The organism is Paenibacillus mucilaginosus 3016, from assembly GCF_000250655.1.
In the GTDB taxonomy this organism is placed as follows: domain Bacteria; phylum Bacillota; class Bacilli; order Paenibacillales; family NBRC-103111; genus Paenibacillus_G; species Paenibacillus_G mucilaginosus.
Genome location: NC_016935.1, coordinates 6149177 through 6173838, shown reverse-complemented (window position 1 = coordinate 6173838; position 24662 = coordinate 6149177). Strand labels below are relative to the sequence as shown.

Sequence of the window (24662 nt, the reverse complement as noted above, 5' to 3'; positions counted from 1 at the left end):
TAATCACGGGCGGACGGGGAGGGCGGATGCTTTCCCCGGCTTGACCCGGGAACGGAGGCATTCGGATGGTACTGCTTACCCGCTTGAACGGCAACCCGTTCTATCTCAATGCTTTTCTGATCGAGAGCATCGAAGCTACGCCGGATACCATGATTTCTCTCGTGAACGGGAAGAAGATCATGGTGCTGGAGCCAGCCTCGGATGTTGTCCTCTCCATACAGCAGTTTTTGCAAACCATTGGAGTCGTTGGCAGCACGATCAAAACTCTGGATACGGAGGGTTCATAGTGTTTAAAAGTAAAATATTCATCATGGTCGTAGCCATCCTTATTGCGATAACATTGATCCTGACGGCGGCCTTCGTGCTGTGGAACTACATGGACAAATCGAGCGATCCCCAGGCGCAGGCGCAGCAGACGGCAGAGCAAGTGAAGCCGAAGAAGAAGCTGAAGCCGGAAGAGATTAAAGCGAACACCGCGGTCATGAAGGATGTACTGACCAACCTGTCCGGCGGCAGCAAGTTTATCAAGGTCAGCCTGGCGTTCGAGCTGGAGAGCGCGGACGGCAAAGCGGCCTTCGATCTGATGGATTCGCAGATGAAGGCGATCGTGATTCAGACCCTCGCCGATATGAAGCCCGAGGAAGTAACGGGCAGCAAAGGCTTCGATAACCTCGGAGCGGCACTGATGAACAAGATGAACCCGATGCTCGAGGAAGGCAGCAAGGTCTCGCGCATTATGGTTACCGATATTGTGCTTCAATAATAAACCCTGATTTACCAGGAGGTGACGCTCATGGTTGATGTGCTTTCTCAGAATGAGATTGACGCCCTGCTCGCGGCGCTTTCCTCTGGAGAGATGGATGCGGAGGAGCTCAAGAAGGAAGAGACGCAGAAGAAGGTTCGCGCCTATGACTTCAAAAGAGCCGTCCGCTTCTCCAAAGACCATATCCGCAGCTTGACGCGGATCCACGAGAACTTTGCAAGATACTTGACGACTTACTTTTCGGCACAGCTTCGCACCTTCGTACAGATTAACGTCGTACAGGTCGAGCAGCTGCCTTACGACGAGTTCATCCGCTCCATTCCGAAGATGACGATCCTCAATATCTTCGAGGCCGAGCCGCTCGAAGGACGGATGGTGCTTGAGGTTCACCCGAACGTAGCCTTCGCGATGCTGGACCGCCTTCTGGGCGGGGCGGGAACAAGCCCGTCCAAGATTAACGCGCTGACGGAGATTGAGACGATCGTCATGGAGCGGATCTTCGCCCGGGCGTTCGAGAGCCTGCAGGAAGCCTGGAAGACGGTCATTGATCTGGAGCCTAGACTTGAGGCGCTGGAGACCAACCCGCAGTTCATGCAGATCGTCTCCCCGAACGAGACGATCGCCCTGATCTCGCTCAGCACGAAGATCGGCGACACAACAGGGATGATTAACCTGTGTATCCCGCACGTGGTCATCGAGCCGATCATGCCGAGATTGTCCGTGCACCACTGGTTCGTCTCCCAGAAGAAGACCAGCGCACCGGAAGAACAGGCCGCTTTGCAGTCGAGGGTTCATAAAGCGAAGCTGCCGATTATTGCAGAGCTGGGAACCTCCACCATATCCGTCGGAGAATTTCTGAATCTGAATGCCGGAGATGTTATCCCCCTTACCAAGTCCGTAGATCAGCCGCTCGATATCCGCATCGGAGAGAAATTGAAGTTCTACGGGACACCGGGAACCGCCAAAGGGAAGCTGGCCGTGCAAATCAGTGAAATTGTAAACGAAGGAGTGGAAGAGAATGACGAATAAAGATTACTTGTCCCAAGAAGAGATCGACGCTCTGCTCAAACAGTCTTCGGATAATGGATCCGATGAAGGCGGCACCTCCGGTTCCGGCTTCGCGCCGATCACCGAAGAATATCTGACCTCCCTGGAGCAGGATGCCCTCGGCGAGATCGGGAACATTACCTTCGGCAGCGCCGCAACCGCTCTGTCCACGCTGCTCGGCAAGAAAGTCGACATCACGACGCCGAAGGTCTCCGTGATTGCCCGCGACGACCTCATGATGGAGTTTCCGAAGCCGCACGTGGCGATCAACGTCAATTATGTCGACGGGTTTGACGGCATTAACCTGCTAGTCATCAAAAAGATCGACGCCCAGGTCATTGCGAACCTAATGATGGGCGGAGACGGCACAAATGTGGCAGAGGAAGAGCTGACCGAGATCCACGTCAGTGCGGTCCAGGAAGCGATGAACCAGATGATGGGCTCCTCGGCGACGTCGATGTCCACGATTTTTAATCGCTTTGTAAATATTTCTCCACCGGGTGTCGACATAATAAACTTATCGGAAGGTCAGGACATGACCACGATCCCGCAGGAAGATGTCTTCATCAAGATTTCTTTCCGCCTGACAATCGGCGACCTGATCGATTCGAACATCATGCAGCTGCTCCCGGTCGCGTTCGCCAAGGATATGGTCAACATCCTGATGGGCGGGGGCTCCACCGAGGAAGTGGCAGCCGCAGCGGCTCCTGCACCGGCAGCAGCCCATGCAGCACCGGCGGCCGCACCGGCACCGGCACATGCGCCGGCCGCAGCCGCACCGGCGGCAGCGCACGCAGCGCCTCCGCAGCCGGCTTATCCGGGCTACGACGCGTACGGCCAGCCGGCAGCCTCCATGCAGCCGCCGATGATGCCGCAGCAGCCTTACGGCCAGCCGGGCTACGGCCAGCCGCCGATGTACCCGCCGATGGGCGCACCGATGTATCCGCCGCAGCCGGCCGCTTACGGCATGCCGGCAGGCCGCAATGTGAATGTCCAGCCGGCCCAGTTCACGTCCTTCCAGGCGCCGAACATGATGCAGGCCGACGATACGAACCTGAATCTGCTGCTTGATATTCCGCTGAAGGTTACGGTGGAGCTCGGCCGTACGAACAAAGTCATCAAGGACATTCTGGAGCTGTCCCAAGGTTCGATTATTGAACTGGATAAATTGGCGGGTGAGCCGGTTGATATTCTGGTTAATAATAAATTGATTGCCAAAGGCGAGGTTGTCGTAATCGACGAGAACTTCGGTGTCCGTGTCACCGACATTGTGAACCAAATGGACCGCCTGCAAAAACTGAATCTCTAAAAAACATTATTAAGATCCCCTAGGAGGACTGCATACTATGGCAAACCGAATTCTGATTGTTGACGACGCAGCTTTTATGAGAATGATGATCCGCGATATCCTCTCCAAGAACGGTTATGAAGTTGTAGGGGAAGCCAACGACGGTGCGCAGGCGCTTGAGAAGTTCAAAGAGCTGAAGCCGGACCTCGTGACGATGGACATCACCATGCCTGAGATGGACGGCATCCAGGCACTCAAGGAAATCAAGAAGCTCGACGGCGGCGCCAAAGTGATCATGTGTTCGGCCATGGGCCAGCAGGCGATGGTTATCGACGCGATCCAGGCGGGAGCGAAGGACTTCATCGTGAAGCCGTTCCAGGCTGACCGCGTTATCGAAGCGATCAAGAAAACACTCGGCTAATGAGGCATGCGGAGAGCCTGCGAAGCAGAAGCACAATCGGGTAAAAGGATGTGGGGATGTTGAGAGGACTCACGGCCAAACTGCTACTGATGATCATGACACTCGGAGCACAGACAGCAGCAGCAACCGCTGCTGTTTGTTCCGCAGCAGCGGAAATAGGGCCCACGGCCCCCGATGCTTCGGCACCGGAGGCTGCGGACCCTTTCGCTCCGGCAGCCGGAGGCGGAGGGGACACCCTCGTTATGATACTCAAGGTGATCTTCTTTCTTATCATTATTATCGGCATCTTTTTCTTGATCATGAAGGTTCTCGCCAAAAGAAATACATGGATGGCCGGAAGGGCGCTCCGCTCACTCGGAGGACTCCCGCTCGGACAGAACAAATCGATCCAGATCGTCGAGATCGGCAGCTCGCTTTACATCGTTGGCGTAGGCGAGAACATCCAGCTGCTCGAGAAGATCGTGGATGAGGCGGAGGTCGCGTCCATCACAGAGATGATGAGCACGAATCAAACGTTCGCGGCTCCGGGCTTCGAATCGGCGCTGAACTGGCTCAAGAAGCTTCGCAAGGATCCGGTGGAAGAGGAAGAGGTTGATGTGACCGCCACATTCCAGCAGGTGTTCCACAGCAAGATGCAGGGATTGGCCGGCCGCAAGCAGATGATGGAAGAGATGATGAACCAAGATTCCAATGCAGAACGGTTGAATGATAAACATGGGAAAAACCAAGATGAATAACAAGAAACAGCTGCTGTTGATGCTTCTGGCGCTCGCAGTCCTGCTTCCGCTGGCAGGCGGACAGGCTTATGCGGCCGATCCGATCCCCGGCATCGACATCGATATCGGCGGGGCGGCCAATACGCCGCAGGGCGGTTCCAACACGGTCATGATCCTGCTGCTCATCTCGGTCCTCAGCATCGCACCGGCGATCCTGGTCCTCATGACAAGCTTCACCCGGATCATCATCGTACTGAGCTTCGTCCGCACCTCGCTGGGGACGCAGGCGATGCCGCCGAACCAGGTGCTGATCGGACTCGCGCTCTTCCTGACCTTCTTCATCATGGCTCCAACGTTCGGTGAAGTGAACCAGACGGCCCTGCAGCCGTATATGCGCGGGGAGCTGAGCCAGACGCAGGCGCTGAATACAGCAGCCGTGTCCATGAAGAGGTTCATGTTCAAGCATACGAGAGAGAAAGATTTGAAGCTTTTCCTCGATTACTCCAAGGCGGCTCCGCCGACCGGAGTGGAGGATACGCCGCTTACGGCACTCGTGCCGGCTTATGCCATCAGTGAGCTCAAGACGGCTTTTCAGATGGGTTTTATGATCTTCATTCCCTTTCTTGTCATTGATATGGTCATTGCAAGTACGCTCATGGCGATGGGGATGATGATGCTGCCGCCGGTCATGATTTCGCTTCCATTTAAGATATTATTGTTCATACTGGTGGATGGTTGGTACCTCATTGTAAGGTCACTTCTGCTCAGTTATAATGCATAGACAGACGCTCAAGGAGGTGGCCGCATGAGTTCGGAATTCGTTATTCGGTTGGCTGGTGAGGCGGTATACATTACCTTGAAGGCCAGCGCCCCCATGCTCGTGCTTGCTCTGGTCGTAGGCCTCGTCATCTCGGTCTTCCAAGCGACCACGCAGATCCAAGAGCAGACGCTGGCGTTCGTTCCTAAGATCGTCATCGTACTTCTTGCCATGCTGGTCTTCGGTCCGTGGATCATGACCACGCTCGTGGATTTTACGTACAACCTCATGAGTAACCTTCACAAATACGTCGGATAGGTTGTGGGTAGGATGGATTGGCTCGCAGCGAATCTCCCTGGGTTTCTCCTGTATTTCTGCCGGGTGACGTCCTTCTTCGTGATTGCACCCATCTTCTCGGCACAGAACGTTCCGGCACAGATGAAGATCGGCCTCTCGTTCTTCGTGGCCTTCATCGCCTTCGTCGGCACGGGTACGGGATCGCCTGTGGCGATGGATTCCCTTTTTGTCCTGACCCTGGTCCGCGAGGTGCTCGTCGGATTGTGCCTCGGTTTTATCGCCTACATGTTCATCTCGGTTCTGCAGATCGCAGGATCGTTCATCGATATTTCGATCGGGTTCGGGATGTCGAACGTGATCGACCCGCTGACGGGGACCCAGAGCCCGCTCATCGGCAACCTGAAATATATGATCGCCCTGCTGCTGTTTCTGGGATTCGACGGACATCATTACCTGCTTGAAGCGATCATGAGAAGCTACGAATGGGTGCCTCTCAGCAACGACATGTTCGCTAAAGCGTACAACGGACAGCTGTCCGAGTTCATGGTGACTACCTTCACTACGGTGTTCGCCTTATCGTTTCAGATGGCGGCCCCTTTGGTTGTGGCGCTGTTCCTCACCGACGTCGGGCTGGGTCTGCTGGCACGTGTGGCGCCGCAGTTCAACATTTTCGTGATCGGGCTTCCGGTCAAGATGCTTCTGGGATTCATTCTTCTGGTGGTGTTGTTCCCGGGGTATGAAATGATCTTCAAGGATTTGTTCAGCAAGATGCTGGATTCGATGGGCAAATTCTTCGGCCTGTTCACGGCCGCGCCAGGTAAAAGCTGAGGAATGGAGGGGGTAACCCGCATGGCTGCAACGCATCGATTGAGACTGGATCTGCAGCTGTTCTCCGGAGAGAAGACCGAAGCTGCAACTCCGAAGAAAAAGCAGGATGCCCGAAAGAAAGGGCAGGTCGCCAAAAGTATGGACCTCTCGGCCGCCTTTATCTTGTTCTTCTCCTTCTTGACCTTTTATCTGTTCGGCGGATTTATGAAAGAACATCTAATCGGACTTTTTCGTACCATCTTTAGCGATTACCTCCTAATGAATTTGTCACTCGACAATGTTATGGTTCTTGTAGAGAAAGTTATGGTCGAAATGATGTTCATTCTCGGGCCGATCCTGGGGGCGACTCTGCTGATCGCTGTGGCGAGCAACTATATGCAGGTCGGCTTTCTGGTTACGGGAGAAGGGCTCAAGATGCAGTTTAATAAGATCAACCCGATCGAAGGCGTGAAAAAGCTCTTTTCGGCCCGTGCCGCGGTTGATTTTCTGAAGTCGGTTCTGAAGATGACCATTATCGGTATCGTTGTCTATAACACGCTCATGAACGAGCGCTCGAATATTATGCAGCTGGCGCATCTGCCGATGGAGGAGATCGTACTCTACTCTTCCTCCGTTACGATGATGCTCGGCATCAAGATCGGCGGTATTCTCATCGGGCTGGCGCTCTTCGATTATATGTATCAGCGTTATGACCACGCCAAGACCCTGCGGATGTCAAAGCAGGATATCAAGGATGAATATAAGAAGACCGAGGGTGACCCTCATATCAAAGGGAAGATCCGCGAGAAGCAGCGCCGTATGGCGATGCAGCGGATGATGCAGGACGTGCCCAAAGCGGACGTCATCATCACGAACCCGACCCACTTCGCGGTGGCGATCCAGTACGACGCGTCGAAGATGGGCGCTCCTTCGGTGATTGCCAAAGGTACCGATTTCATGGCCCTCAAGATCCGTGAGAAAGCCAAGGAGCACGGCGTGATGATCATGGAGAACCGTCCGCTGGCCCGTGCGCTCTATGCGCAGGTAGAGATCGGGGAACCGATTCCGGGCGATATGTTCCAGGCAGTGGCCGAAGTTCTCGCTTACGTGTATAAGATGAAAGGCAAGGCGAACTAACCCGATCCGGGTAAGGAATAGAAGGGGGCAAAGCCATGAAACCCAAAGACCTAGTGGTTCTGGTCGGCGTGATCGGCATTATCCTGATGATGGTGGTGCCGCTGCCGATCTGGCTGCTTGATGTCCTTCTCATTATTAATATATCCATTGCGCTCGGAATTATTTTGATCGGGATGAACACGAAGGAAGCGCTGGAGTTCTCCATTTTCCCGGCCCTTCTGCTCATCACCACCTTGTTCCGGCTGGCTCTCAACGTGTCCACCACGCGTAATATTCTCGCCAATGCCGATGCCGGTAACGTCGTCATGACGTTCGGATCGTTCGTGGCGGGAGGCAACCTCGTCGTCGGTTTCGTTATCTTTATCATTCTGGTGCTTGTGCAGTTTATCGTGATCACCAAAGGCTCCGAGCGCGTAGCGGAAGTGGCGGCGAGATTTACGCTCGATGCGATGCCGGGGAAGCAGATGGCGATCGATGCCGACCTGAATGCGGGTCTCATCAACGAAACCCAGGCGAAGGAACGCCGTGAGAAAATCTCGCGTGAAGCAGATTTCTACGGAGCGATGGACGGTGCGAGTAAGTTCGTGAAAGGGGACGCGATCGCAGGCATCATCATGCTCTTCATCAACATCCTCGGCGGTCTCGTCATCGGGATGACGATGAAAGGAATGTCCCTGTCCGAAGCGGGAAAACTGTATTCATTAATGACGATCGGTGACGGTCTCGTATCGCAGATCCCGGCGCTCCTCATTTCGACAGCTGCAGGTATCATCGTAACCCGTGCCAACTCCGAAGGGAACCTGGCGCATGACCTGACGAAGCAGATGACGGCTTATCCGAAGCTGCTCTACATCATCGCCGGTACGGTGGCCGGGCTCGGTATCTTTACCCCGATCCACCTGACCGTGACGCTGCCGATCGCAGCTCTGCTTGCCTTCGCGGCGAACAAGCTGCAGAAGAATGCGGCGAAGAAGGAAATGGCGGATGTGCAGCTCGAGGAAGAACAGCAGATCGAAGAAGTGCGCAGCCCCGAGAGCGTCATCTCGCTGCTGCAGGTGGATCCGATCGAGTTCGAATTCGGCTACGGACTCATTCCGCTGGCCGATACCCAGCAGGGCGGCGACCTGCTCGACCGGATCATTCTGATCCGCCGCCAGTGCGCCCTGGAGCTTGGTGTGGTCGTTCCGGTCATCCGGATCCGCGACAACATCCAGCTGCGGCCTAACGAGTATGTAATCAAGATCAAAGGCAACATGGTGGCCAGAGGCGATCTGCTGCTGAACCACTACCTGGCGATGAGCCCGGGTTACGACGACGATTCGATCACGGGAATCGACACGCTGGAGCCGGCATTCGGGCTTCCGGCCCTGTGGATCGACGAGGCCACGAAGGAGCGCGCCGAGCTGTCCGGTTATACGGTGGTCGATCCTCCGTCCGTGGTGGCGACCCACCTCACCGAGATCATCAAGAAGCACGCCCACGAGCTGCTCGGCCGTCAGGAGACGAAGGCGCTCATCGAGAACGTGCGCGAAACGTACCCGGCACTGGTCGACGACCTCATTCCGAACGTCCTGTCGATCGGCGACGTACAGAAAGTTTTGGTCAAACTGCTTCGTGAAAAAATATCGGTGCGGGATTTGGTTACCATATTAGAGACACTTGCCGATTATGGCACATACACCAAAGATCACGAGATCCTGGCCGAGTACGTCAGACAGGCCCTTTCGAGACAGATCACCCAGCAGTTTGCGGCGGCCGGCGATTCCCTGAAAGTCATCACCGTCGGCCCAAGCCTCGAGAAGAAGATTGCGGAGTCCGTGCAGCAGTCCGATCAGGGCAGCTACCTGGCGCTGGACCCGGCGTCCACGCAGGTGATTTACCAGCGGATCAGCGATCAGGTCACGAAGCTTCTCCAAGCCGGACAGCAGCCGGTGGTGCTGACATCGCCTACGATCCGGATGTATCTGCGGCAGCTGCTGGAGCGCACAATGCAGGATATTCCGGTATTGTCCTACAGCGAGCTTGAGCCTAATGTCGAAATCCAAAGCATGGGGGTTGTGAACTTATGAGAGTAAAACGTTATGTAGTGGATTCCATGCCGGATGCGCTTCAGAAGATCCGGACGGATCTCGGCAAAGACGCTGTCATTATCAATACCAAGGAGATCCGCTCCGGCGGGTTCCTCGGGATGTTCACAAAAAAGAGATTGAAGTCATCGCAGCGACGGATACCGCTTCCCCCGGCGGTACTCCGTCCGCTGCACCTTCCGGCGTCGCTACGATGCCGAAGCCGGCCGCCCCTGTGGCGACCGCTCCGAGATCGAGTGTCGCATCCGCCTACGGTGCCAGCGCACCGCAGCAGGCTGAACGGCACGAAGCGGCGCTGTCGTTTCCCGACGTACCGGATGTCCTGCCTCCGGCTCCCCCAGCCCCTGCTCCGCGGGCGGCGCAGGGGCCGGCTGCCCAGGCACCTGCACCAACGCAAGCGGCTCCGAAGAAGGCCCCGGCGGATGAGGACATGCTGGGCGAGCTTCGCGAGATGAAAGAGATGATGAAGAAGCTCTCCCTGCACCAGGCGCTGCAAATTCCGTCGGATCCGGCAGTGGAGACGATCGAGCAGCGCCTGCTCGAGCAGGAAGTGGACCCGCTGCTCGTGAAGCAGCTCATGGGTCAGGTTCTCGAAGAGGCCGAGGCTGCGGATGAGCCGAAGCCGCTGACCGAAGCGTTCGTTCTGGCGTCGGTCCGCCGGCAGCTTATAGAGTTCATGCAGCCCAAGGGGACGAAAGCTATCCGCCGGGACTCGCGTATCGCGCATTTCGTCGGCCCGACCGGCGTCGGCAAGACGACCACGATCGCGAAGCTGGCGGCCGAGCAGGTGCTGAAGCATCACCGCAAAGTCGGCTTTATCACCTCCGACACGTACCGGATTGCCGCCGTAGAGCAGCTGAAGACGTACGCGACGATCCTGAACGTGCCGCTGGAGGTGGTATTCTCGCCACTGGATCTAAGCAAGGCTTTCGAGAACCTCAAGGACCGAGATCTGATCTTCATGGATACGGCCGGCCGCAATTTCCGCAACGAAATGTATGTGTCCGAGCTGAACGCGCTGCTGAAGTCGGGCGGACAAAGCGAGACCTTCCTCGTACTCAGCCTGACCACCAAATATAAAGATATGAAAGTCATCACGAGCAACTTCAGCAAATTCAAGCTGGACAAGGTGCTCTTCACCAAAATGGACGAAACGGACTCCTTCGGCGCCATCGTCAATCTGATCCGGGATTTCGGCCTTCAGACCTCCTATATCGCCAATGGACAGAACGTACCGGACGATATTGAAGAACTCGATGAGCTGCGCATGATCGACAGGATTCTGGAGGATAACAACCATGAATGATCAGGCACAAGGACTGCGGAATCTCATTAAGACCCAAGAGACGGCGAATGACAGAGCGACGCGGATCATCACCGTAACGAGCGGCAAGGGCGGCGTGGGCAAATCGAACTTTACGCTGAACTTCGCTCTCGCGCTTCAGAAAAAAGGACTTAAGGTTCTCGTCTTCGATGCCGATATTGGTCTTGCGAACATTGATGTGCTCATGGGGGTTTCCCCTAAGTACAGCTTGTATCATCTGCTCAAAAGAGAGAAGACCATCTGGGAAATCATCCATACGGGGTATAACGACCTGCAGTTTATTGCAGGAGGCTCGGGCTTCAATGACCTGATCCGTCTCTCGGACGAGCAGCTCGATTATTTCGCCGCCCAGGTGGAGCAGCTTAACGGCCATGTGGACGTCATTATCTTCGATACGGGCGCCGGACTTTCCAAGGAAACCCTGAAGTTCATCGTGGCGGCCCAGGAGACGATTGTCGTAACGACACCGGAGCCGACATCAATCACCGATGCGTATGCGATCATCAAGATGGTGAACTCGATGAATTACCAGATCCCGTTCAAGCTCGTGGTGAACCGGGTGACCGATTGGCGGGAAGGCCGGCAGACGGCGGATAAAATCAGCATGGTAGCCAAACAATTCTTAAGTCTGGACATTCCGACGCTCGGCTACGTGGTGGATGACAGTTCGGTATCCAAAGCCGTCAAGAAGCAGGTGCCGTTCACCGTGGCCTTCCCGGACAGTGCAGCATCCAAATCCATTAACGATTTGGCGGACGATTTCATTGCGGGTCATATCCCGGCACAGCAGGAGAGGGGAGCCATCAAGGGCTTCCTGAGCAAAATGATGAAGATGCTGAAGCAGTAAGCCTGCCCTCAGGCAGCCGTCAGAGCATCCAATCCAAAGGGAGTGGAAATATGCCGCCGTATGACATATTGGTTGTGGACGATTCGGTATTCATGCGCAAGATCATCACCGACCTGATCTCCGAGGACCCGGCGTTCCGGGTCGTCGGAGCCGCCAAGAACGGCAGGGAAGGCGTGGAGATGGTCAAAAAGCTGAAGCCGCACGCCGTCACACTCGATATAGAGATGCCGGAGATGAACGGGCTGGAAGCGCTCAAGGCCATTATGAAGGACCATCCGGTTCCCGTGATTATGCTGAGCTCCCTGACCCAGGAAGGGGCGGCGGAGACGATCCGGGCCCTGGAATGGGGGGCTTTCGACTTCGTCGGCAAGCCTTCGGGATCCATCTCGCTGGATCTGCACAAAGTGAAGGCGCTGCTGCTCGAGAAGCTGCATACGGCCGTTAAAGCCAAGGTGAGGCCGGTAACCGGCATATCCTGGAGCTCGCGAACGGCCTCTGCGGCCCAGGCCGCGCCGCCTGCATCCAGAACGCCTGCCGCCGCCGCGCCTCCGGTGCCGCCTATGCGGACAGAGACGCCGGCGGCCAAACCGCCGGAGCGGATCCGTTCCGCCGGAGCGGGCGTGCAGACCTTCGATCACCTGGTGGCGATCGGCACGTCCACCGGCGGGCCGCGCGCGCTGCACCAGGTGCTCTCGGATATGCCGGATCACTATCCGGCTCCGGTGCTGATCGTGCAGCATATGCCTCCGAATTTTACCAAGTCGCTGGCCCAGCGCCTCGATTCGATCTCGAAGCTGACGGTGGTGGAAGCGGAGAACGGCATGGTGCTCGAACGGGGGACCGCTTACGTGGCCCCGGGCGGCTACCATATGACCGTAGCCCGCAACGGCACCCAGTCTTACAAGATCCACCTCTCCAAAGACGAGCCCCGCGGCGGCCACCGTCCTTCGGTCGACACGATGTTCGAGTCGCTTCTGCCGCTCAAGGAGCTGAAGCGCCATATCGTGATCATGACCGGTATGGGGGCGGACGGCGCCAAGGGAATGCAGGCGCTGAAGCAGGCCGGCGCAATCACAACGATCGCCGAATCGGAGGAGACCTGTGTGGTCTACGGCATGCCCCGTGCGGCCGTGGAGCTCGGCTGTGTGATGCATGTAGTGCCCCAACAGCAGATTGCGGGCATGCTGATCCAATCCGTGGGACGCTGATCCCCCGACTGGGTTACATAAATTTCTATTCTTCTTGGAGGTGTGGTTATGGAAATGAATCAATATCTCTCGATGTTTATCGATGAGTCAAGGGATCATCTGCAGGCGATGAACGAGCATCTGCTCAGCTTGGAGGCAAGCCCTGAAGATATCAGTATCGTTCAGCATATTTTCCGTTCGGCCCATACGCTGAAAGGGATGTCCGCCACCATGGGCTTTGAGGATTTGGCTTCGCTTACCCATGAGATGGAGAATGTGCTCGACCTTGTCCGCAACAACAAGCTGAAGATGGATTCCTTCATTTTTGACTGCATCTTCAAGAGTCTGGATTCCCTGGAATCGATGGTGGAGGATGTGATCCAGGGCGGGACGGGCAAGGCCGATGTAACCGATATCGTAGTAGCGCTCAAGTCCATCGTGTCCGGCGATTACAAGAAGGGCGGAGCGGCGGAGGTCCCAGCCGCAGCGAAGAGCCCCGAAGCCGCAGGAGCCCAAGGCGCCAAAGGCAGCGAACTGGATGAATTCCAGTTCAGCATTCTCAATCAATCGATCGAAACCGGAATGCCCGCTTACCGGATGGAAGTGTCCGTCCGCCAGGACTGCGTCCTGAAAGCGGCCCGTGCTTATATGGTCTTCAACGTGCTGGAAGAGAACGGTGAAGTGATCAAGTCCACGCCTTCCGTGGAAGACATTGAGCAGGAGCGCTTCGAGAACTCCTTCACGGTGTATTATGTCTCCCAGCTGGACAAAGAACTGCTGCACAAGCAGGTCGCGGGCGTGTCCGAAATCGACAAGGTCGATCTGGTCTCCCTCGATAAGGACAAGCTGGCCGAGTTCATGAAGCCGGCCGAACCGGAAGCGGTCCAGGCGCTGGCAGCTGCGGCACCGGTCCCTGCAGCCGAGGAAGCGCCGAAAGCGGCAGCGCCCGCGGCTGAGACGAAGAAGCCTGCCGGCGGCGGTGCTCCGGTGGCGAACCGGACCATCCGTGTCGATATCGAGCGCCTCGATATGCTCATGAACCTCTTCAGCGAGCTGCTGATCGACCGGGTACGGCTCGAACAGCTGGCCAGCGAGATCCACAAGAACGAGCTCACCGAAACCGTCGAGCATATGGCACGGGTATCCACAGACCTGCAGAACATCGTGCTGAAGCTCCGGATGGTTCCGGTCGACACCGTATTCAACCGGTTCCCGCGGATGATCCGCGATGTGGCGAAGACTCTCGACAAGAAGGTCGATCTCATCATTACCGGAGCGGAAACCGAACTCGACCGTACCGTCGTCGACGAGATCGGCGACCCGCTGGTTCACCTGCTGCGCAACGCGGTAGACCACGGCATTGAGCCGTATGCCGAGCGCGTCTCCCTGGGCAAGCCCGAGACGGGAACGATCCACCTTCGCGCTTATCACAGCGGCAACCATGTCTTCATCGAGATTGAAGATGACGGCCGGGGGATCAACCGCGAGAAGGTGCTGTCCAAGGCGATCCAGAACGGCGTCGTGACGCAGGAGCAGTCCGCACGGCTCTCCGACGAGGAAGTGTACCAGCTTCTGTTCGCTCCGGGGTTCTCTACAGCGGACAAAATTTCGGATATTTCCGGCCGCGGCGTAGGGCTTGACGTCGTCAAGACGAAGATCGAAAGCCTCGGCGGACACGTCCATGTCGATGCCAAGCTCGGCAAAGGCTCCAAGTGGTCCGTCCAGCTGCCGCTGACCCTCTCGATCATCTCCGCGATGCTCATCCGGATTCAAGGCGAGAAGTATGCGATTCCGCTGACTTCCATCGTCGAGACGATGGCCATTCGCAGAGAGCAGCTGCGCAGCGTCCACGGCAACCCGATGGTGGAATACCGCACCAGCGTCATCCCGCTCATTCCGCTCGCCGATCTGTTCGATGTACCTGGCGGCAGCGACCTGACGGAAGACGAGATCCAGATGGTGGTCATCCGCAAGGGTGAGAAGCTGGCGGCGCTCGCGGTCAACGAATTTATCGGGCAGCAGGAGATCGTCCTGAAGTCGCTCGGCAAGTATCTGACGAACCTGTTTGCGGTGTCCGGGGCCACGATTTTGGGTGACGGACAAGTAGCATTAATCATAGACACTAATGCGCTTTTCAAATAAAGTAATACTTGCGGAGTGCATGAGAGCTCAACCTTAAGGAGGCCGAAAGCATGAGTCAGGAATTGAAAGTCATCGTATTCGCACTGGCGGATGAGGAGTACGGAGTAGAAGTCGAAAAGGTGAGAACCATCGAGCGCATGCAGCCGCTGACTCGCGTACCCAAGACTCCCGGATTTGTCAAAGGCGTCATCAATCTGCGCGGTGTGGTTACGCCGGTTATCGATCTTCGCGGCCGGTTCGGCTTTCCCGAGACGCAGTATACGGATAACTCCCGCATCATTATCGTAGGTGTGGAAGACCTGGAAGTCGGCATGATCGTCGACTCGGCGAATGACGTCATCGACGTCGATCCTGAGCTCATCGATGATCCGCCGGAGATTGTGGGCGGCATCAAAGCCAAGTATCTGCAGGGCATCGCCAAGGTCGGCGAGCACCGTCTGCTGATTCTCCTCAATCTCAAGGAAGTGCTGAGCAAGAATGAGATCGTCCAATTGGATAACATAGAGGAGTAGATAAGTTTGGATACCTTCAGATCGTTCGCCGACTTTCAGATGGATGTGCTCCGGGAAGTCGGTAATATCGGAGCCGGGCACGCGGCCACGGCCTTGTCCAAGCTGATGGACAAGCCGGTCGATATGCTGGTGCCCAAGGTGCGGATGGTTCCTTTCGAAGAAGTGGCCGACAGTGTCGGTGGGGCGGAGGCGATCGTCATCGCCATCTTTCTCCGGGTGGAAGGAGAGACGCCGGGCAACCTGTTCTTCATTCTTACACTGGAATCGGCAAAGAAGCTCCTGAAGAGCCTGGCCGGCATCGAAGTGGTGAGCGACGAAGGATATACCGATATGGAAATGTCGGCGCTGAACGAGATCGGCAACATCATGGCAGGGTCCTATCTGTCCTCGCTGGCCGATTTCACGAAGCTGAACATGCAGCCCACGGTACCGTCGCTGGCCATTGACATGGCGGGGGCGATTCTGGGCTATGGACTCCTCCAGTTCGGGGAAATGGGCGATCAGGCCCTGCTCATCGATACGAAGTTCCTGGACGGAAAAGAAGAAGTGGAAGGCCATTTCTTCCTGATCCCGGATCCCGAATCGTTCCCCAAAATCTTTCAGGCGCTGGGAGTGGGGGCTCCATGATCCAGGACAACCTCATTAAAGTGGGGATGGCCGACCTGAATGTGGCGCACCTGACCGGGGTGCTCAAAACAACGGGTCTGGGATCCTGCGTCGGCCTGACACTCTTTGACAGCACGGCGAAGGTGGCCGGCATGGCCCATGTGATGCTGCCCTCCTCCGACATTGCCAGGGAAGGCACGCTCAACATTGCCAAATATGCGGACACGGCCCTGCCGGAGATGATCCGCCAAATGGAAAAGCTCGGTGCCCAGGTACGGCGGATGGAAGCCAAGATGGCCGGCGGGGCACAGATGTTCTCCTTCGGTACGCAGTCCGAGACGATGAGAATCGGACCGCGCAATGTGGAATCCTGCAAGGCCATATTGAACCAGTACCGCATTCCGCTGAAAGCGGAAGACACCGGGGGCAACTTCGGAAGAACCATCGAATTCAACTGTGAAACCGGCCTGCTGAGCATTCGCAGCGTACAACACGGAGTGAAGGAACTGTAGATATGATCGGAACATTGCGCTGGAACTTATATACCGGAGTAGCGGCCTTTATTATTACTTTTGTGCTCTCCATTCCCAACAACATATGGTTGACCACCTTCGTGCGCAGCTGTTACAGTTTTATCATTCTGTTTCTGCTCGTCTTCGCCTGCAGATGGCTGCTCGGCACGTTCGCCGGCCTGAACAGCCTGACCGCACCGCAGCCCCCGGTGATGCTGGACGCCGCGCCGGAGGAGTCCTCCAAAGGACAGGCCTTCGATGCCATGACCCCGGACGAGGATCAGGAACTGCACCAGATGCTGAAGGGAAGCATGAACGCCTCCGCACCGCCGGATCAGGGATTCGCTCCTCTGAAGCCGCCGAAGCTCTCGACGAAAGTACAGCCGACACCCGAAGAGTTAGCCCAAGCGGTACGCCAAATGTCTGAAGAATAGGATGGTGACAACCAATCATGATCACTCAAAAATCCCATCTGGCCAACATTGAGATTTGGAAGCAGTGGAGAGAACAAAAGATCCCGACAGCCAAGCAGACCCTGATCGAATCGTACCTTCCGCTGGTCGATTATGTCTCGAGCCGGCTGTCCATCGGACTGCCCAAGAATGTGGCGAAGGAAGATCTCGCGAGCTTCGGCGTCATGGGTCTGATCGATGCCATCGAGAAGTTCGACTACGAGCGCGGGCTGCAATTCGAAACGTATGCTTCCTGGCGCATCCGCGGTGCGATCATCGACGGTCTCCGGCAGGGCGACTGGGTGCCCCGTTGATCCGCGAGAAGGCCAAGAAGGTGGAGGACGCATATCAGAAGCTCGAGCAGAAATACATGCGTTCGGTAACCGACTCCGAAATGAGCGAATACCTCAATGTAAGCGAGTCGGAGTTTCAGCAGATGGTTCAGGATATTGCGGTAACGGCGGTTTGTTCGATCGACGACCCGATCCGCGAAGAAGACTCCGAGACGCGCCTCTCGCTGCTTGTGGACGAGAAAGCGAAGAATCCGGAATCCAAGGTGAACGAGCTTCATCTGAAGGAAACGCTGGCCAAGGCCATCGAGAAACTGACGGAGAAGGAGCGCATCGTCGTCTCTCTTTTCTACTTTGAAGAATTGTCTTTGAGCGAGATTGCCGAAGTCATGAGTTTGTCCCCATCCAGAATATCGCAGCTGCACTCGAAGGCAATCTTGAGACTCAGAGGAGCATTGGGACGCCACAAGGATCAATTGTTCCAGGACTAGCAGAGCAAAGATCTCCAGGATGGGAAGCGGGGAATGAGGAATGAACGACCAGACGATGCCCCTGTCCTATTATATGGACATTACGGTATCCGACGACAAGCTGACGGCTTACGTGCAGTTTTCGAATGCTGACGAGTCGTTCTCAGTAACGAATGAACAGTTTGCGGAGCTTCTTGAAGCGAACCATATCGTCTACGGCGTCGATGAGAAGCAGATCGCCGAGATTGTGAAGCATCCGCAGAGCTTCTTTTTGTCCAAAACGGTGATCGCGGCAGGCGATGCGCCGAAGAACGGCGAGGACGGCAGCATCCGCATGCTGTTCGATCTCGACGACCGTTCGAAGCGCCCGCTGGAGCTCGAGGACGGCACGGTGGATTACAAGGAAGTGACCGCTATCCACAATGTTCGCCGAGGGCAGCTGATTGCCGAACGTCTTCCTGCGGTTAAAAGTACAGAGGGACGCGCCGTCACCGGTGAGCCCCTGTTCGGCAAAGACGGCAAGGAAGCGCGGTTCAAGATCGGCAAGAATGTCGTCACCGATCCGGATCAGCTCGCGATGTATGCGGCCATCGACGGCATGGTTTCGAAGACCGACCGGGACAAGATCAATGTGTTTCCCGTCTACGAAGTTAACGGGGACATTGATTACAACGTCGGGAATATCGACTTTGTGGGAACCGTTGTCATCCGCGGCAACGTACTGCCGGGCTTCCGCGTCAAGGCGGCCGGCGATATCCGGATCACGGGCAGTGTGGAGGCGGCGGACCTCGAAGCGGACGGCTCGATCGAGATCAACGCGGGCATTCTCGGCCACAACAAAGGCCTGATCCGCGCGGGCGGCCGGGTCAAAAGCTCGTTCGTCCAGGATGCCGTGATCGAAGCGGGGGAAGAGGTGCTCATTACCCAGAGCATCATGCATTCCCAGGTCCGCGCGGGCCGGCAGGTGGTCTGCATGGGCTCCAAGGGCCTCATCGTCGGCGGGATGATCCAGGCGGGCGAGCGCGTGGCGGCCCGGACGATCGGCAACTCGATGTCGACGCCCACGAGCTTTGAAGTCGGCGTGCTTCCGGAGCTGCGCAATGAGCTTCAGCAGCTGCGCTCGCAGCTGAAGGTGTACATGGAGAACCTGGACAAGACCGACAAGGCGCTGTCCCTTCTGGACCAGCTGGCCGCCGCCGGACAGCTCAGCCCCGACAAGATGAGCATGCGCATCAAGCTCAACCATACGAAGAAGCAGGGAGTCGACGAGCTGAACGCCTGCAAGCGGCGGATCATGGATATCGAGAAATCCCTCGAAGATTCGGAACGCGCACGGGTAGAGGCTTTGTCCTATGTTTACAGCGGCACCAAGATCGTGATCGGCCGGTATACGAAGTTTGTCAAAGATACGGCGCAGCGGGTAAGGTTTATGCTTCAGGACGGCGATATTGCCATGATCCCGATTGTCTAAAGGGGCCGTCCGCCGTCCGCAAGCCCTCCATAACCGAAGGAGGCGATTGGATTGAGTATCAAGCCGGTGGAGCTCCACATGGCCCTACATAAGAATGACGAGGTTAGCGTCAAGCAGCAGGAGCTCTCCCGAAGGCCTGTAACGGATCAGATGGCGCTTGGCCAGCAGGCGGAGAAGACAACGGTCAAGGAACGGCAGGTTTCCGCCGCGGCCGAGCAGGCCCACGGGAGCGGTATACACGGGGAGCTGCCGAAAGAACGGCGTTCCGGAGGGGCGCGCGGCCGTGGGCGCGGCGGTAAGGAGCAGGCGCAGGAGAAAAGGGAGCCGGTGCGGGGAGATCACCCGTTTAAAGGTCATCATATTGACCTATCCTTATAAGAAGCGTTTTCGAAAAGTGAGACCGCTGTCAGCGCAGCGTATTCCGCGTGAAATTAGGTGATAGGTTATGGATCAACCATGGATGTATATCGTTCTGCTGGGTTTGGTGCTGGTGGTGTATGCCAAAATCATTCCGAAGGCTCCAGGCGGCGCGGCCAGGGACAGCGGCGGCATGGTCGGTGAAATGGAAGAGGCGATGGATCATTTTGCCGCCGAGCTCGAGGAGCAGAACCAGGCGCTCATCGCCATGTTCGCCGAGACGAAGAAGGAGAACGAGATGCAGTATGTCCGCCTCGCCTCCCGGGTGGAAGCGCTGGAGAAGCAGAATGCAGCGCTTCAGCAGGAGCTGAGCCGGGTATCCTTCGCCCAGGAGCAGCACAAGGAGGAGCACAGAGGAGGCGTCTCCTTCGCGGCGGCCCCTCCTCCGCAGGTGCCCGCTTCAGCTCCGCCTGCCGGGGGGCAGATGATCCTCCCGCAGGACCCCGCATCGGCCCTGCATCCGCTCGAGCTGCAGGCGCTGCAGCCGGACGGCGGGGAGGCGGCACCCGAGCCGCCTCCGGCGCCGAAGAACATCAAGGACCGGTACGAGGAGCTCTTCCGCTTGTATGAGCAGGGCAAATCCACCGATGCCATCGCCAAGAAGCTCGGACTGAACAAAGGGGAGATCCACCTGATTCTGCAGCTGGCCAAACAGGAGGAGAAAACCCATGCTTAAGAACAAATCCCTGTTGTACGGCCTGGGGCTGGGACTCATGGCGGGGGCTCTGCTGCTGGAGCTTATGAATACGGTGGCGAACCCGCAGACGGTGATGCCGCAGGAAGCGGCGCCCCTCGACAAAGCGCAGATCAAGGAGCTCGCCCTGCAGCACTTCAAGGTATACGAGAAGGAAGAAGCGGTATATGACCAGGCCCAGCTTGACCAGACGGTACAGCAAAAGGTGGAGGAAGAGCGGCAGAAGCTGGCCGCCGCACAGCCTGCTCCTGCGCCGGCTCCGGCCGATGCGGTCAAGGAGACCTATATCTATGTCTTCCCAGGGACTGTCGTATCGCAGGTGGGCGATATGCTTGTCACCAGCGGCGTCATCGCGGACAAGAACGCCTTTCTTACGGAGATGAACAACCGGGGGCTCAACGAGAAGGTCAAGATCGGCGTTCATGTGTTCAAAGGACCGCAGACCCTCGATCAGGTGCTTGCCGCCATCACCGGCCAGTAAGAACGGACTTCCGGCAGCGGAGGGCCGTTTTTTTTGTCCCGGGAAGGGGCGGAGAGTTCTACATTCCCCAGGAGTTGCATACGCTGGGCTCTTGTGTTATAGTAGTTGTCGGTGTTAAAAATCCACACGCATGATTAATTCCGATGAGGGTGCTTCCGCTTGCGGGAGTTTCATCGTGAAGATGAGATCAGCGGAGGAATTCACACAAAAAACCAAACTTAGAGGAGGTGTGTGAGGATGGCAGTTATCTCCATGAAACAGCTTCTTGAAGCTGGGGTACACTTCGGTCACCAGACCCGTCGCTGGAACCCAAAGATGGACAGATACATCTTCACTGAAAGAAACGGCATTTACATTATCGACCTGCAAAAAACGGTTAAAAAGGTTGAGGAAGCTTATAACTTCGTCAAATCCGTAGCCGGCGAGAACGGGACAATCCTGTTCGTAGGTACGAAAAAGCAAGCTCAAGATTCCGTTAAGGAAGAAGCTGAGCGCTGCGGCATGTTCTACATCAACCAGCGTTGGCTCGGCGGCACGCTGACCAACTTCCAAACGATCCAGAAGCGGATCGACCGTCTGCACACGCTCGAGAAGTGGGAGCAGGACGGCACGTTCGAAGTGCTGCCTAAGAAAGAAGTTATCATTCTCCGCAAAGAGAAAGATCGCCTCGAGAAGTTCCTTGGCGGTATCTCCCATATGAAAGGTCTGCCAAGCGCACTGTTCGTAATCGACCCGCGCAAAGAGCGTATCGCCGTTGCGGAAGCTCGCAAGCTTGGTATCCCAATCGTTGGTATCGTAGACACGAACTGCGATCCGGACGAGATTGACTACGTCATTCCGGGTAACGACGACGCGATCCGTGCAGTAAAGCTGCTCACAGCTAAAATTGCCGACGCTGTTATCGAAGCACACCAAGGCGAACAGACGACAGCTTAACATGTCATGAATAAGAAAAGGGTGGTTTAAAGGTGCAAAATCCTTTCACCGCCCTTTTTTTGGGAGTACATATACTTTTTAAGAGGAGGCCACATCATGGCGGTAAATGCAGCATCGGTTAAAGAGTTGCGCGAAAAAACAGGAGCAGGCATGCTCGATTGCAAGAAAGCACTGGAAGAGGCAGGCGGCGATCTGACGAAAGCTTCCGAAATTCTCCGTGAGAAAGGTCTTGCTGCGGCAGCAAACAAAGCAGGCCGTATTGCTACCGAGGGTGTTGTTGAATCCTACATCCACGGCGGCGGCCGCGTTGGCGTGCTCGTAGAAGTAAACTGTGAAACGGACTTCGTTGCGAAGACCGAGCAGTTCCGCGCTTTCGTTCGTGACATCGCTATGCAGATCGCAGCGGCTAATCCGACTTATGTCCGCCGCGAAGAAGTGCCGCAGGAAGCTCTCGACAAGGAGCGCGAAATCCTGAAAGCCCAAGCCCTCAACGAAGGCAAGCCGGCTCATATCGTCGACAAGATGGTTGAAGGCCGCATGAGCAAATACTATGAAGAGTTCTGCCTCATGGAGCAGTCCTTCATCAAGGATCCGGACAAGACGATCTCCGCTCTGCTGAACGAGAAGATCTCCACGATCGGCGAGAACATCTCGATCCGCCGCTTCGCCCGTTTCGAACTCGGCGAAGGCCTTGAGAAGAAGCAAGAGAACTTCGCTGAGGAAGTTATGTCCCAAGTGAAGCTGTAAGACGCTATAGAAGGTAGAAGAGACGGAACACGTATTTTGTGTTCCTTCTTTTCTAACTATAGACTATAGAAGCAAGGAATAGAGAATGCGGGTAGGAGACCGAAACGGAGGTTATGGAGCTTGGAACATCCCACTTATAAAAGAGTCGTATTGAAACTTAGCGGCGAAGCGCTCGCTGGACAGCAGGGGTACGGCATTGATTCGGAAGTCATCACTTCCATCGCGCAGCAGGTGAAAGAAGTAGTGGACCTGAAGGTGGAGGTCGCCATTGTCGTAGGCGGCGGCAACATCTGGCGCGGAATTGCCGGAAGCTCGAAAGGGATTGACCGCGCAACTGCGGATTATATGGGGATGCTGGCTACCGTAATGAACTCGCTGGCTTTACAGGATGCCCTCGAAACGATTGGAGTTCCGACCCGGGTGCAGTCGTCGATCACGATGCAGCAGGTAGCGGAGCCGTACATACGCAGACGGGCGATCCGTCACTTGGAGAAAGGCCGGGTCGTTATTTTTGCCGCAGGCACAGGCAACCCGTTCTTCTCGACCGATACCACGGCCGCACTGCGTGCCGCTGAGATCGAAGCCGAAGTCATCCTCATGGCAAAGAACAAAGTCGACGGCGTCTACAGTGCCGATCCGTTCAAGGACAGCACGGCGATCAAGTACGACACGCTGACCTACCTCGAAGTACTCAACAAGAACCTCGGCGTCATGGATTCAACCGCATCCTCATTGTGCATGGACAACAATATCCCGCTGATCGTATTCTCCATCACCGAAAGCGGCAATATTAAGCGTGTGGTGCAGGGAGAGAAGATCGGTACGATTGTAAGGAGTGTATAAGCAATGCCCCAATCGATCAAGAAGAATGCCGAAGACCGCATGGAAAAGGCGATCGGCGCCCTGAAGAAGGAGCTTGCCTCCCTTCGTGCGGGACGCGCGACGCCAGCCCTGCTCGACCGGATTCAGGTCGAATATTACGGCGCGATGACGCCGGTGAACCAGCTCGCCAACATCAACACCCCGGATTCCCGCACGCTGATGATTCAGCCTTGGGATAAGGGTTCGGTAGCGGCGATCGAGAAGGCAATCATGAAGTCGGACCTGGGGCTGACGCCATCGAATGACGGCAGCTCAATCCGGATCGTTATCCCGGCCCTGACGGAAGAACGCCGTGCGGATCTGGTGAAGATGACCAAGAAGGCCGGCGAGGAAGCCAAGGTGGCGATCCGCAACATCCGCCGCGATGCCAATGACGACATCAAGAAGCTGGAGAAGAACGGCATCTCGGAAGACGAGTCCCGTGGACACCAGGAAGAGATTCAGAAGATGACCGATAAGCACATTGCCGAAGTGGATAAGGTTCTGGCCGCGAAGGAAAAGGAAATTATGGAAGTATAATTGGTGAAGACCCCCTATTTTTTAGGGGGCTTTAGTCTTTCCTGATGGGGGAACATAGGAATGATACCATTCAAGAAATGGTTTGGAAGCAATACGGAGGGCGAAGAAGCTGCCCGCAGTTTGGCTGCAGACAACATTCCAAACCATGTGGCCGTCATTATGGACGGCAACGGACGGTGGGCCCAGAAACGCGGACTGCCGCGGGTAGCGGGACACCACTCCGGTATGAAGAACGTGAAGAAGATTACGATGGCGGCCAACAGCATCGGGGTCAACGTCCTGACACTGTACGCCTTCTCCACCGAGAACTGGAAGCGGCCCAAAGAGGAAGTAGATTACCTCATGAAGCTGCCTCTGGAGTTTTTTCCCAAAGAAATCGACGAGCTGGTCGCCAATAACGTCCGGATCCGGATGACGGGCTGGCAGGAAGGGCTCCCGGAGTATACCCTCAAAGCCGTTCAGGACGCCATCGACCGGACGGCGGGCAACACCGGCCTGATCCTAAATTTTGCACTCAACTACGGGAGCCGCAAAGAAATGCTCCGGGGAATCCAGCAGATTGCGCAGGATGCCCTGGACGGAAAGCTGAAGCCCGAGGAGATCGACGAGGCACGGTTCTCGAAATACCTGCTGACCGATCCGCTCCCGGAACCGGATCTGCTCATCCGCACCAGCGGGGAACTTCGCATCAGCAACTTCATGCTGTGGCAGCTCGCCTATTCGGAGCTTTGGTTTACCGAATTGGCTTGGCCGGAGTTTACGGAGGAGCGCTTCTATGAAGCGGTTCAGGAATATCAACGCCGCGCAAGAAGATACGGCGGCTTGTAGCCACCGCGGTCCGAATGTCAGGAAC

At 56.3% G+C, this 24662-nt stretch carries 27 protein-coding genes and 2 pseudogenes; all 29 read left to right on the top strand.

The window, feature by feature from the left end:
• The first annotated feature begins 65 nt into the window (after positions 1-65).
• The 29 genes and pseudogenes from PM3016_RS25235 to PM3016_RS25095 all read left to right on the top strand — a co-directional run bounded on the left by PM3016_RS25235 (position 66) and on the right by PM3016_RS25095 (position 24637).
• On the top strand, positions 66-287 hold the full coding sequence (locus PM3016_RS25235; RefSeq protein ID WP_013919486.1) for a flagellar FlbD family protein: 222 nt from the start codon (positions 66-68) through the stop codon (positions 285-287).
• Positions 287-763 (top strand): flagellar basal body-associated FliL family protein, encoded by a 477-nt coding sequence (locus PM3016_RS25230; protein WP_013919485.1) that lies wholly within the window; start codon positions 287-289, stop codon positions 761-763. Before PM3016_RS25235 ends, PM3016_RS25230 begins: the two co-directional genes overlap by 1 nt.
• Before the next feature lie 30 nt (positions 764-793).
• Positions 794-1792 carry a flagellar motor switch protein FliM gene (gene fliM / locus PM3016_RS25225; protein WP_013919484.1) on the top strand — a complete coding sequence of 333 codons (999 nt, stop codon included), beginning with the start codon at positions 794-796 and terminating at the stop codon, positions 1790-1792.
• Complete coding sequence (gene fliY, locus PM3016_RS25220; RefSeq protein WP_013919483.1) at positions 1782-3119, top strand: flagellar motor switch phosphatase FliY; 1338 nt, start codon at positions 1782-1784, stop codon at positions 3117-3119. The genes fliM and fliY overlap by 11 nt, the downstream gene beginning before the upstream one ends.
• 37 nt (positions 3120-3156) lie before the next feature.
• Positions 3157-3519: a response regulator gene (locus PM3016_RS25215; protein ID WP_013919482.1), complete on the top strand. Its 363-nt coding sequence runs from the start codon at positions 3157-3159 to the stop codon at positions 3517-3519.
• A gap of 242 nt (positions 3520-3761) precedes the next feature.
• A complete protein-coding gene (locus PM3016_RS25210; RefSeq protein WP_014652160.1) occupies positions 3762-4256 on the top strand; it encodes a flagellar biosynthetic protein FliO in 495 nt (164 codons plus the stop codon).
• A complete protein-coding gene (gene fliP, locus PM3016_RS25205; RefSeq protein ID WP_013919480.1) occupies positions 4249-5016 on the top strand; it encodes a flagellar type III secretion system pore protein FliP in 768 nt (255 codons plus the stop codon). Before PM3016_RS25210 ends, fliP begins: the two co-directional genes overlap by 8 nt.
• 24 nt (positions 5017-5040) lie before the next feature.
• On the top strand, positions 5041-5310 hold the full coding sequence (gene fliQ, locus PM3016_RS25200) for a flagellar biosynthesis protein FliQ (RefSeq protein ID WP_013919479.1): 270 nt from the start codon (positions 5041-5043) through the stop codon (positions 5308-5310).
• 12 nt (positions 5311-5322) lie between these two features.
• The gene (gene fliR, locus PM3016_RS25195; protein ID WP_014371414.1) at positions 5323-6117 is read left to right on the top strand and encodes a flagellar biosynthetic protein FliR; all 795 of its coding nucleotides are present in this window, start codon (positions 5323-5325) and stop codon (positions 6115-6117) included.
• Positions 6118-6138: 21 nt separating this feature from the next.
• Entirely contained in the window at positions 6139-7233 is a 1095-nt protein-coding gene (flhB, locus tag PM3016_RS25190; RefSeq protein WP_014371413.1) for a flagellar biosynthesis protein FlhB, read from the top strand.
• Positions 7234-7268: 35 nt separating this feature from the next.
• Positions 7269-9302, top strand: coding sequence for a flagellar biosynthesis protein FlhA (gene flhA / locus PM3016_RS25185; RefSeq protein WP_013919476.1), 2034 nt, complete (start codon positions 7269-7271; stop codon positions 9300-9302).
• A pseudogene (flhF, locus tag PM3016_RS25180) lies at positions 9299-10626 on the top strand (flagellar biosynthesis protein FlhF). Before flhA ends, flhF begins: the two are co-directional and overlap by 4 nt.
• Positions 10619-11491, top strand: coding sequence for a MinD/ParA family protein (locus PM3016_RS25175; protein WP_013919474.1), 873 nt, complete (start codon positions 10619-10621; stop codon positions 11489-11491). The pseudogene flhF and the gene PM3016_RS25175 overlap by 8 nt, the downstream one beginning before the upstream one ends.
• A 50-nt stretch (positions 11492-11541) precedes the next feature.
• Positions 11542-12699: a protein-glutamate methylesterase/protein-glutamine glutaminase gene (locus PM3016_RS25170; protein WP_013919473.1), complete on the top strand. Its 1158-nt coding sequence runs from the start codon at positions 11542-11544 to the stop codon at positions 12697-12699.
• Between the two features lie 48 nt (positions 12700-12747).
• On the top strand, positions 12748-14820 hold the full coding sequence (locus tag PM3016_RS25165) for a chemotaxis protein CheA (protein WP_014371411.1): 2073 nt from the start codon (positions 12748-12750) through the stop codon (positions 14818-14820).
• Positions 14821-14870: 50 nt separating this feature from the next.
• Complete coding sequence (locus PM3016_RS25160; RefSeq protein WP_013919471.1) at positions 14871-15332, top strand: chemotaxis protein CheW; 462 nt, start codon at positions 14871-14873, stop codon at positions 15330-15332.
• A gap of 6 nt (positions 15333-15338) precedes the next feature.
• Complete coding sequence (locus PM3016_RS25155) at positions 15339-15959, top strand: chemotaxis protein CheC (RefSeq protein WP_013919470.1); 621 nt, start codon at positions 15339-15341, stop codon at positions 15957-15959.
• Entirely contained in the window at positions 15956-16450 is a 495-nt protein-coding gene (locus PM3016_RS25150; RefSeq protein WP_013919469.1) for a chemotaxis protein CheD, read from the top strand. The genes PM3016_RS25155 and PM3016_RS25150 overlap by 4 nt, the downstream gene beginning before the upstream one ends.
• Positions 16451-16452: 2 nt before the next feature.
• Positions 16453-16884 (top strand): hypothetical protein, encoded by a 432-nt coding sequence (locus PM3016_RS25145; protein WP_014371410.1) that lies wholly within the window; start codon positions 16453-16455, stop codon positions 16882-16884.
• 17 nt (positions 16885-16901) lie between these two features.
• A pseudogene (locus PM3016_RS25140) lies at positions 16902-17683 on the top strand (FliA/WhiG family RNA polymerase sigma factor).
• Positions 17684-17723: 40 nt separating this feature from the next.
• Positions 17724-19133, top strand: a complete 1410-nt coding sequence (locus tag PM3016_RS25135; RefSeq protein ID WP_013919466.1) for a DUF342 domain-containing protein — start codon at positions 17724-17726, stop codon at positions 19131-19133.
• 51 nt (positions 19134-19184) lie between these two features.
• The gene (locus PM3016_RS25130) at positions 19185-19511 is read left to right on the top strand and encodes a hypothetical protein (protein ID WP_014371409.1); all 327 of its coding nucleotides are present in this window, start codon (positions 19185-19187) and stop codon (positions 19509-19511) included.
• 67 nt (positions 19512-19578) lie between these two features.
• Entirely contained in the window at positions 19579-20226 is a 648-nt protein-coding gene (locus PM3016_RS25125; protein ID WP_148279706.1) for a hypothetical protein, read from the top strand.
• Complete coding sequence (locus tag PM3016_RS25120) at positions 20219-20725, top strand: hypothetical protein (RefSeq protein ID WP_014371407.1); 507 nt, start codon at positions 20219-20221, stop codon at positions 20723-20725. Before PM3016_RS25125 ends, PM3016_RS25120 begins: the two co-directional genes overlap by 8 nt.
• A 237-nt stretch (positions 20726-20962) precedes the next feature.
• Positions 20963-21661 carry a 30S ribosomal protein S2 gene (rpsB, locus tag PM3016_RS25115; protein WP_013919462.1) on the top strand — a complete coding sequence of 233 codons (699 nt, stop codon included), beginning with the start codon at positions 20963-20965 and terminating at the stop codon, positions 21659-21661.
• Positions 21662-21757: 96 nt separating this feature from the next.
• Positions 21758-22408, top strand: coding sequence for a translation elongation factor Ts (gene tsf, locus PM3016_RS25110; RefSeq protein WP_013919461.1), 651 nt, complete (start codon positions 21758-21760; stop codon positions 22406-22408).
• A 120-nt stretch (positions 22409-22528) separates the two neighbouring features.
• Complete coding sequence (pyrH, locus tag PM3016_RS25105; RefSeq protein WP_013919460.1) at positions 22529-23251, top strand: UMP kinase; 723 nt, start codon at positions 22529-22531, stop codon at positions 23249-23251.
• A gap of 3 nt (positions 23252-23254) precedes the next feature.
• Positions 23255-23809 (top strand): ribosome recycling factor, encoded by a 555-nt coding sequence (gene frr / locus PM3016_RS25100; protein ID WP_013919459.1) that lies wholly within the window; start codon positions 23255-23257, stop codon positions 23807-23809.
• A 60-nt stretch (positions 23810-23869) separates the two neighbouring features.
• Positions 23870-24637 carry an isoprenyl transferase gene (locus PM3016_RS25095; protein ID WP_013919458.1) on the top strand — a complete coding sequence of 256 codons (768 nt, stop codon included), beginning with the start codon at positions 23870-23872 and terminating at the stop codon, positions 24635-24637.
• Positions 24638-24662: the final 25 nt, after the last annotated feature.

What these genes read in the sequence shown, in the direction of transcription:
- tsf (WP_013919461.1), top strand. Translation starts at nt 21,758, where the DNA reads ATGGCGGTAAATGCAGCATCGGTTAAAGAGTTGCGCGAAAAAACAGGA.
- PM3016_RS25150 (WP_013919469.1), top strand. Translation starts at nt 15,956, where the DNA reads ATGATCCAGGACAACCTCATTAAAGTGGGGATGGCCGACCTGAATGTG.
- fliY (WP_013919483.1), top strand. Translation starts at nt 1,782, where the DNA reads ATGACGAATAAAGATTACTTGTCCCAAGAAGAGATCGACGCTCTGCTC.
- fliM (WP_013919484.1), top strand. Translation starts at nt 794, where the DNA reads ATGGTTGATGTGCTTTCTCAGAATGAGATTGACGCCCTGCTCGCGGCG.
- frr (WP_013919459.1), top strand. Translation starts at nt 23,255, where the DNA reads ATGCCCCAATCGATCAAGAAGAATGCCGAAGACCGCATGGAAAAGGCG.
- fliP (WP_013919480.1), top strand. Translation starts at nt 4,249, where the DNA reads ATGAATAACAAGAAACAGCTGCTGTTGATGCTTCTGGCGCTCGCAGTC.
- fliR (WP_014371414.1), top strand. Translation starts at nt 5,323, where the DNA reads ATGGATTGGCTCGCAGCGAATCTCCCTGGGTTTCTCCTGTATTTCTGC.
- PM3016_RS25165 (WP_014371411.1), top strand. Translation starts at nt 12,748, where the DNA reads ATGGAAATGAATCAATATCTCTCGATGTTTATCGATGAGTCAAGGGAT.
- PM3016_RS25235 (WP_013919486.1), top strand. Translation starts at nt 66, where the DNA reads ATGGTACTGCTTACCCGCTTGAACGGCAACCCGTTCTATCTCAATGCT.
- PM3016_RS25125 (WP_148279706.1), top strand. Translation starts at nt 19,579, where the DNA reads ATGGATCAACCATGGATGTATATCGTTCTGCTGGGTTTGGTGCTGGTG.
- PM3016_RS25175 (WP_013919474.1), top strand. Translation starts at nt 10,619, where the DNA reads ATGAATGATCAGGCACAAGGACTGCGGAATCTCATTAAGACCCAAGAG.
- PM3016_RS25160 (WP_013919471.1), top strand. Translation starts at nt 14,871, where the DNA reads ATGAGTCAGGAATTGAAAGTCATCGTATTCGCACTGGCGGATGAGGAG.
- rpsB (WP_013919462.1), top strand. Translation starts at nt 20,963, where the DNA reads ATGGCAGTTATCTCCATGAAACAGCTTCTTGAAGCTGGGGTACACTTC.
- flhA (WP_013919476.1), top strand. Translation starts at nt 7,269, where the DNA reads ATGAAACCCAAAGACCTAGTGGTTCTGGTCGGCGTGATCGGCATTATC.
- flhB (WP_014371413.1), top strand. Translation starts at nt 6,139, where the DNA reads ATGGCTGCAACGCATCGATTGAGACTGGATCTGCAGCTGTTCTCCGGA.
- PM3016_RS25145 (WP_014371410.1), top strand. Translation starts at nt 16,453, where the DNA reads ATGATCGGAACATTGCGCTGGAACTTATATACCGGAGTAGCGGCCTTT.
- PM3016_RS25210 (WP_014652160.1), top strand. Translation starts at nt 3,762, where the DNA reads ATGATACTCAAGGTGATCTTCTTTCTTATCATTATTATCGGCATCTTT.
- PM3016_RS25215 (WP_013919482.1), top strand. Translation starts at nt 3,157, where the DNA reads ATGGCAAACCGAATTCTGATTGTTGACGACGCAGCTTTTATGAGAATG.
- fliQ (WP_013919479.1), top strand. Translation starts at nt 5,041, where the DNA reads ATGAGTTCGGAATTCGTTATTCGGTTGGCTGGTGAGGCGGTATACATT.
- PM3016_RS25135 (WP_013919466.1), top strand. Translation starts at nt 17,724, where the DNA reads ATGAACGACCAGACGATGCCCCTGTCCTATTATATGGACATTACGGTA.
- PM3016_RS25170 (WP_013919473.1), top strand. Translation starts at nt 11,542, where the DNA reads ATGCCGCCGTATGACATATTGGTTGTGGACGATTCGGTATTCATGCGC.
- PM3016_RS25095 (WP_013919458.1), top strand. Translation starts at nt 23,870, where the DNA reads ATGATACCATTCAAGAAATGGTTTGGAAGCAATACGGAGGGCGAAGAA.
- PM3016_RS25120 (WP_014371407.1), top strand. Translation starts at nt 20,219, where the DNA reads ATGCTTAAGAACAAATCCCTGTTGTACGGCCTGGGGCTGGGACTCATG.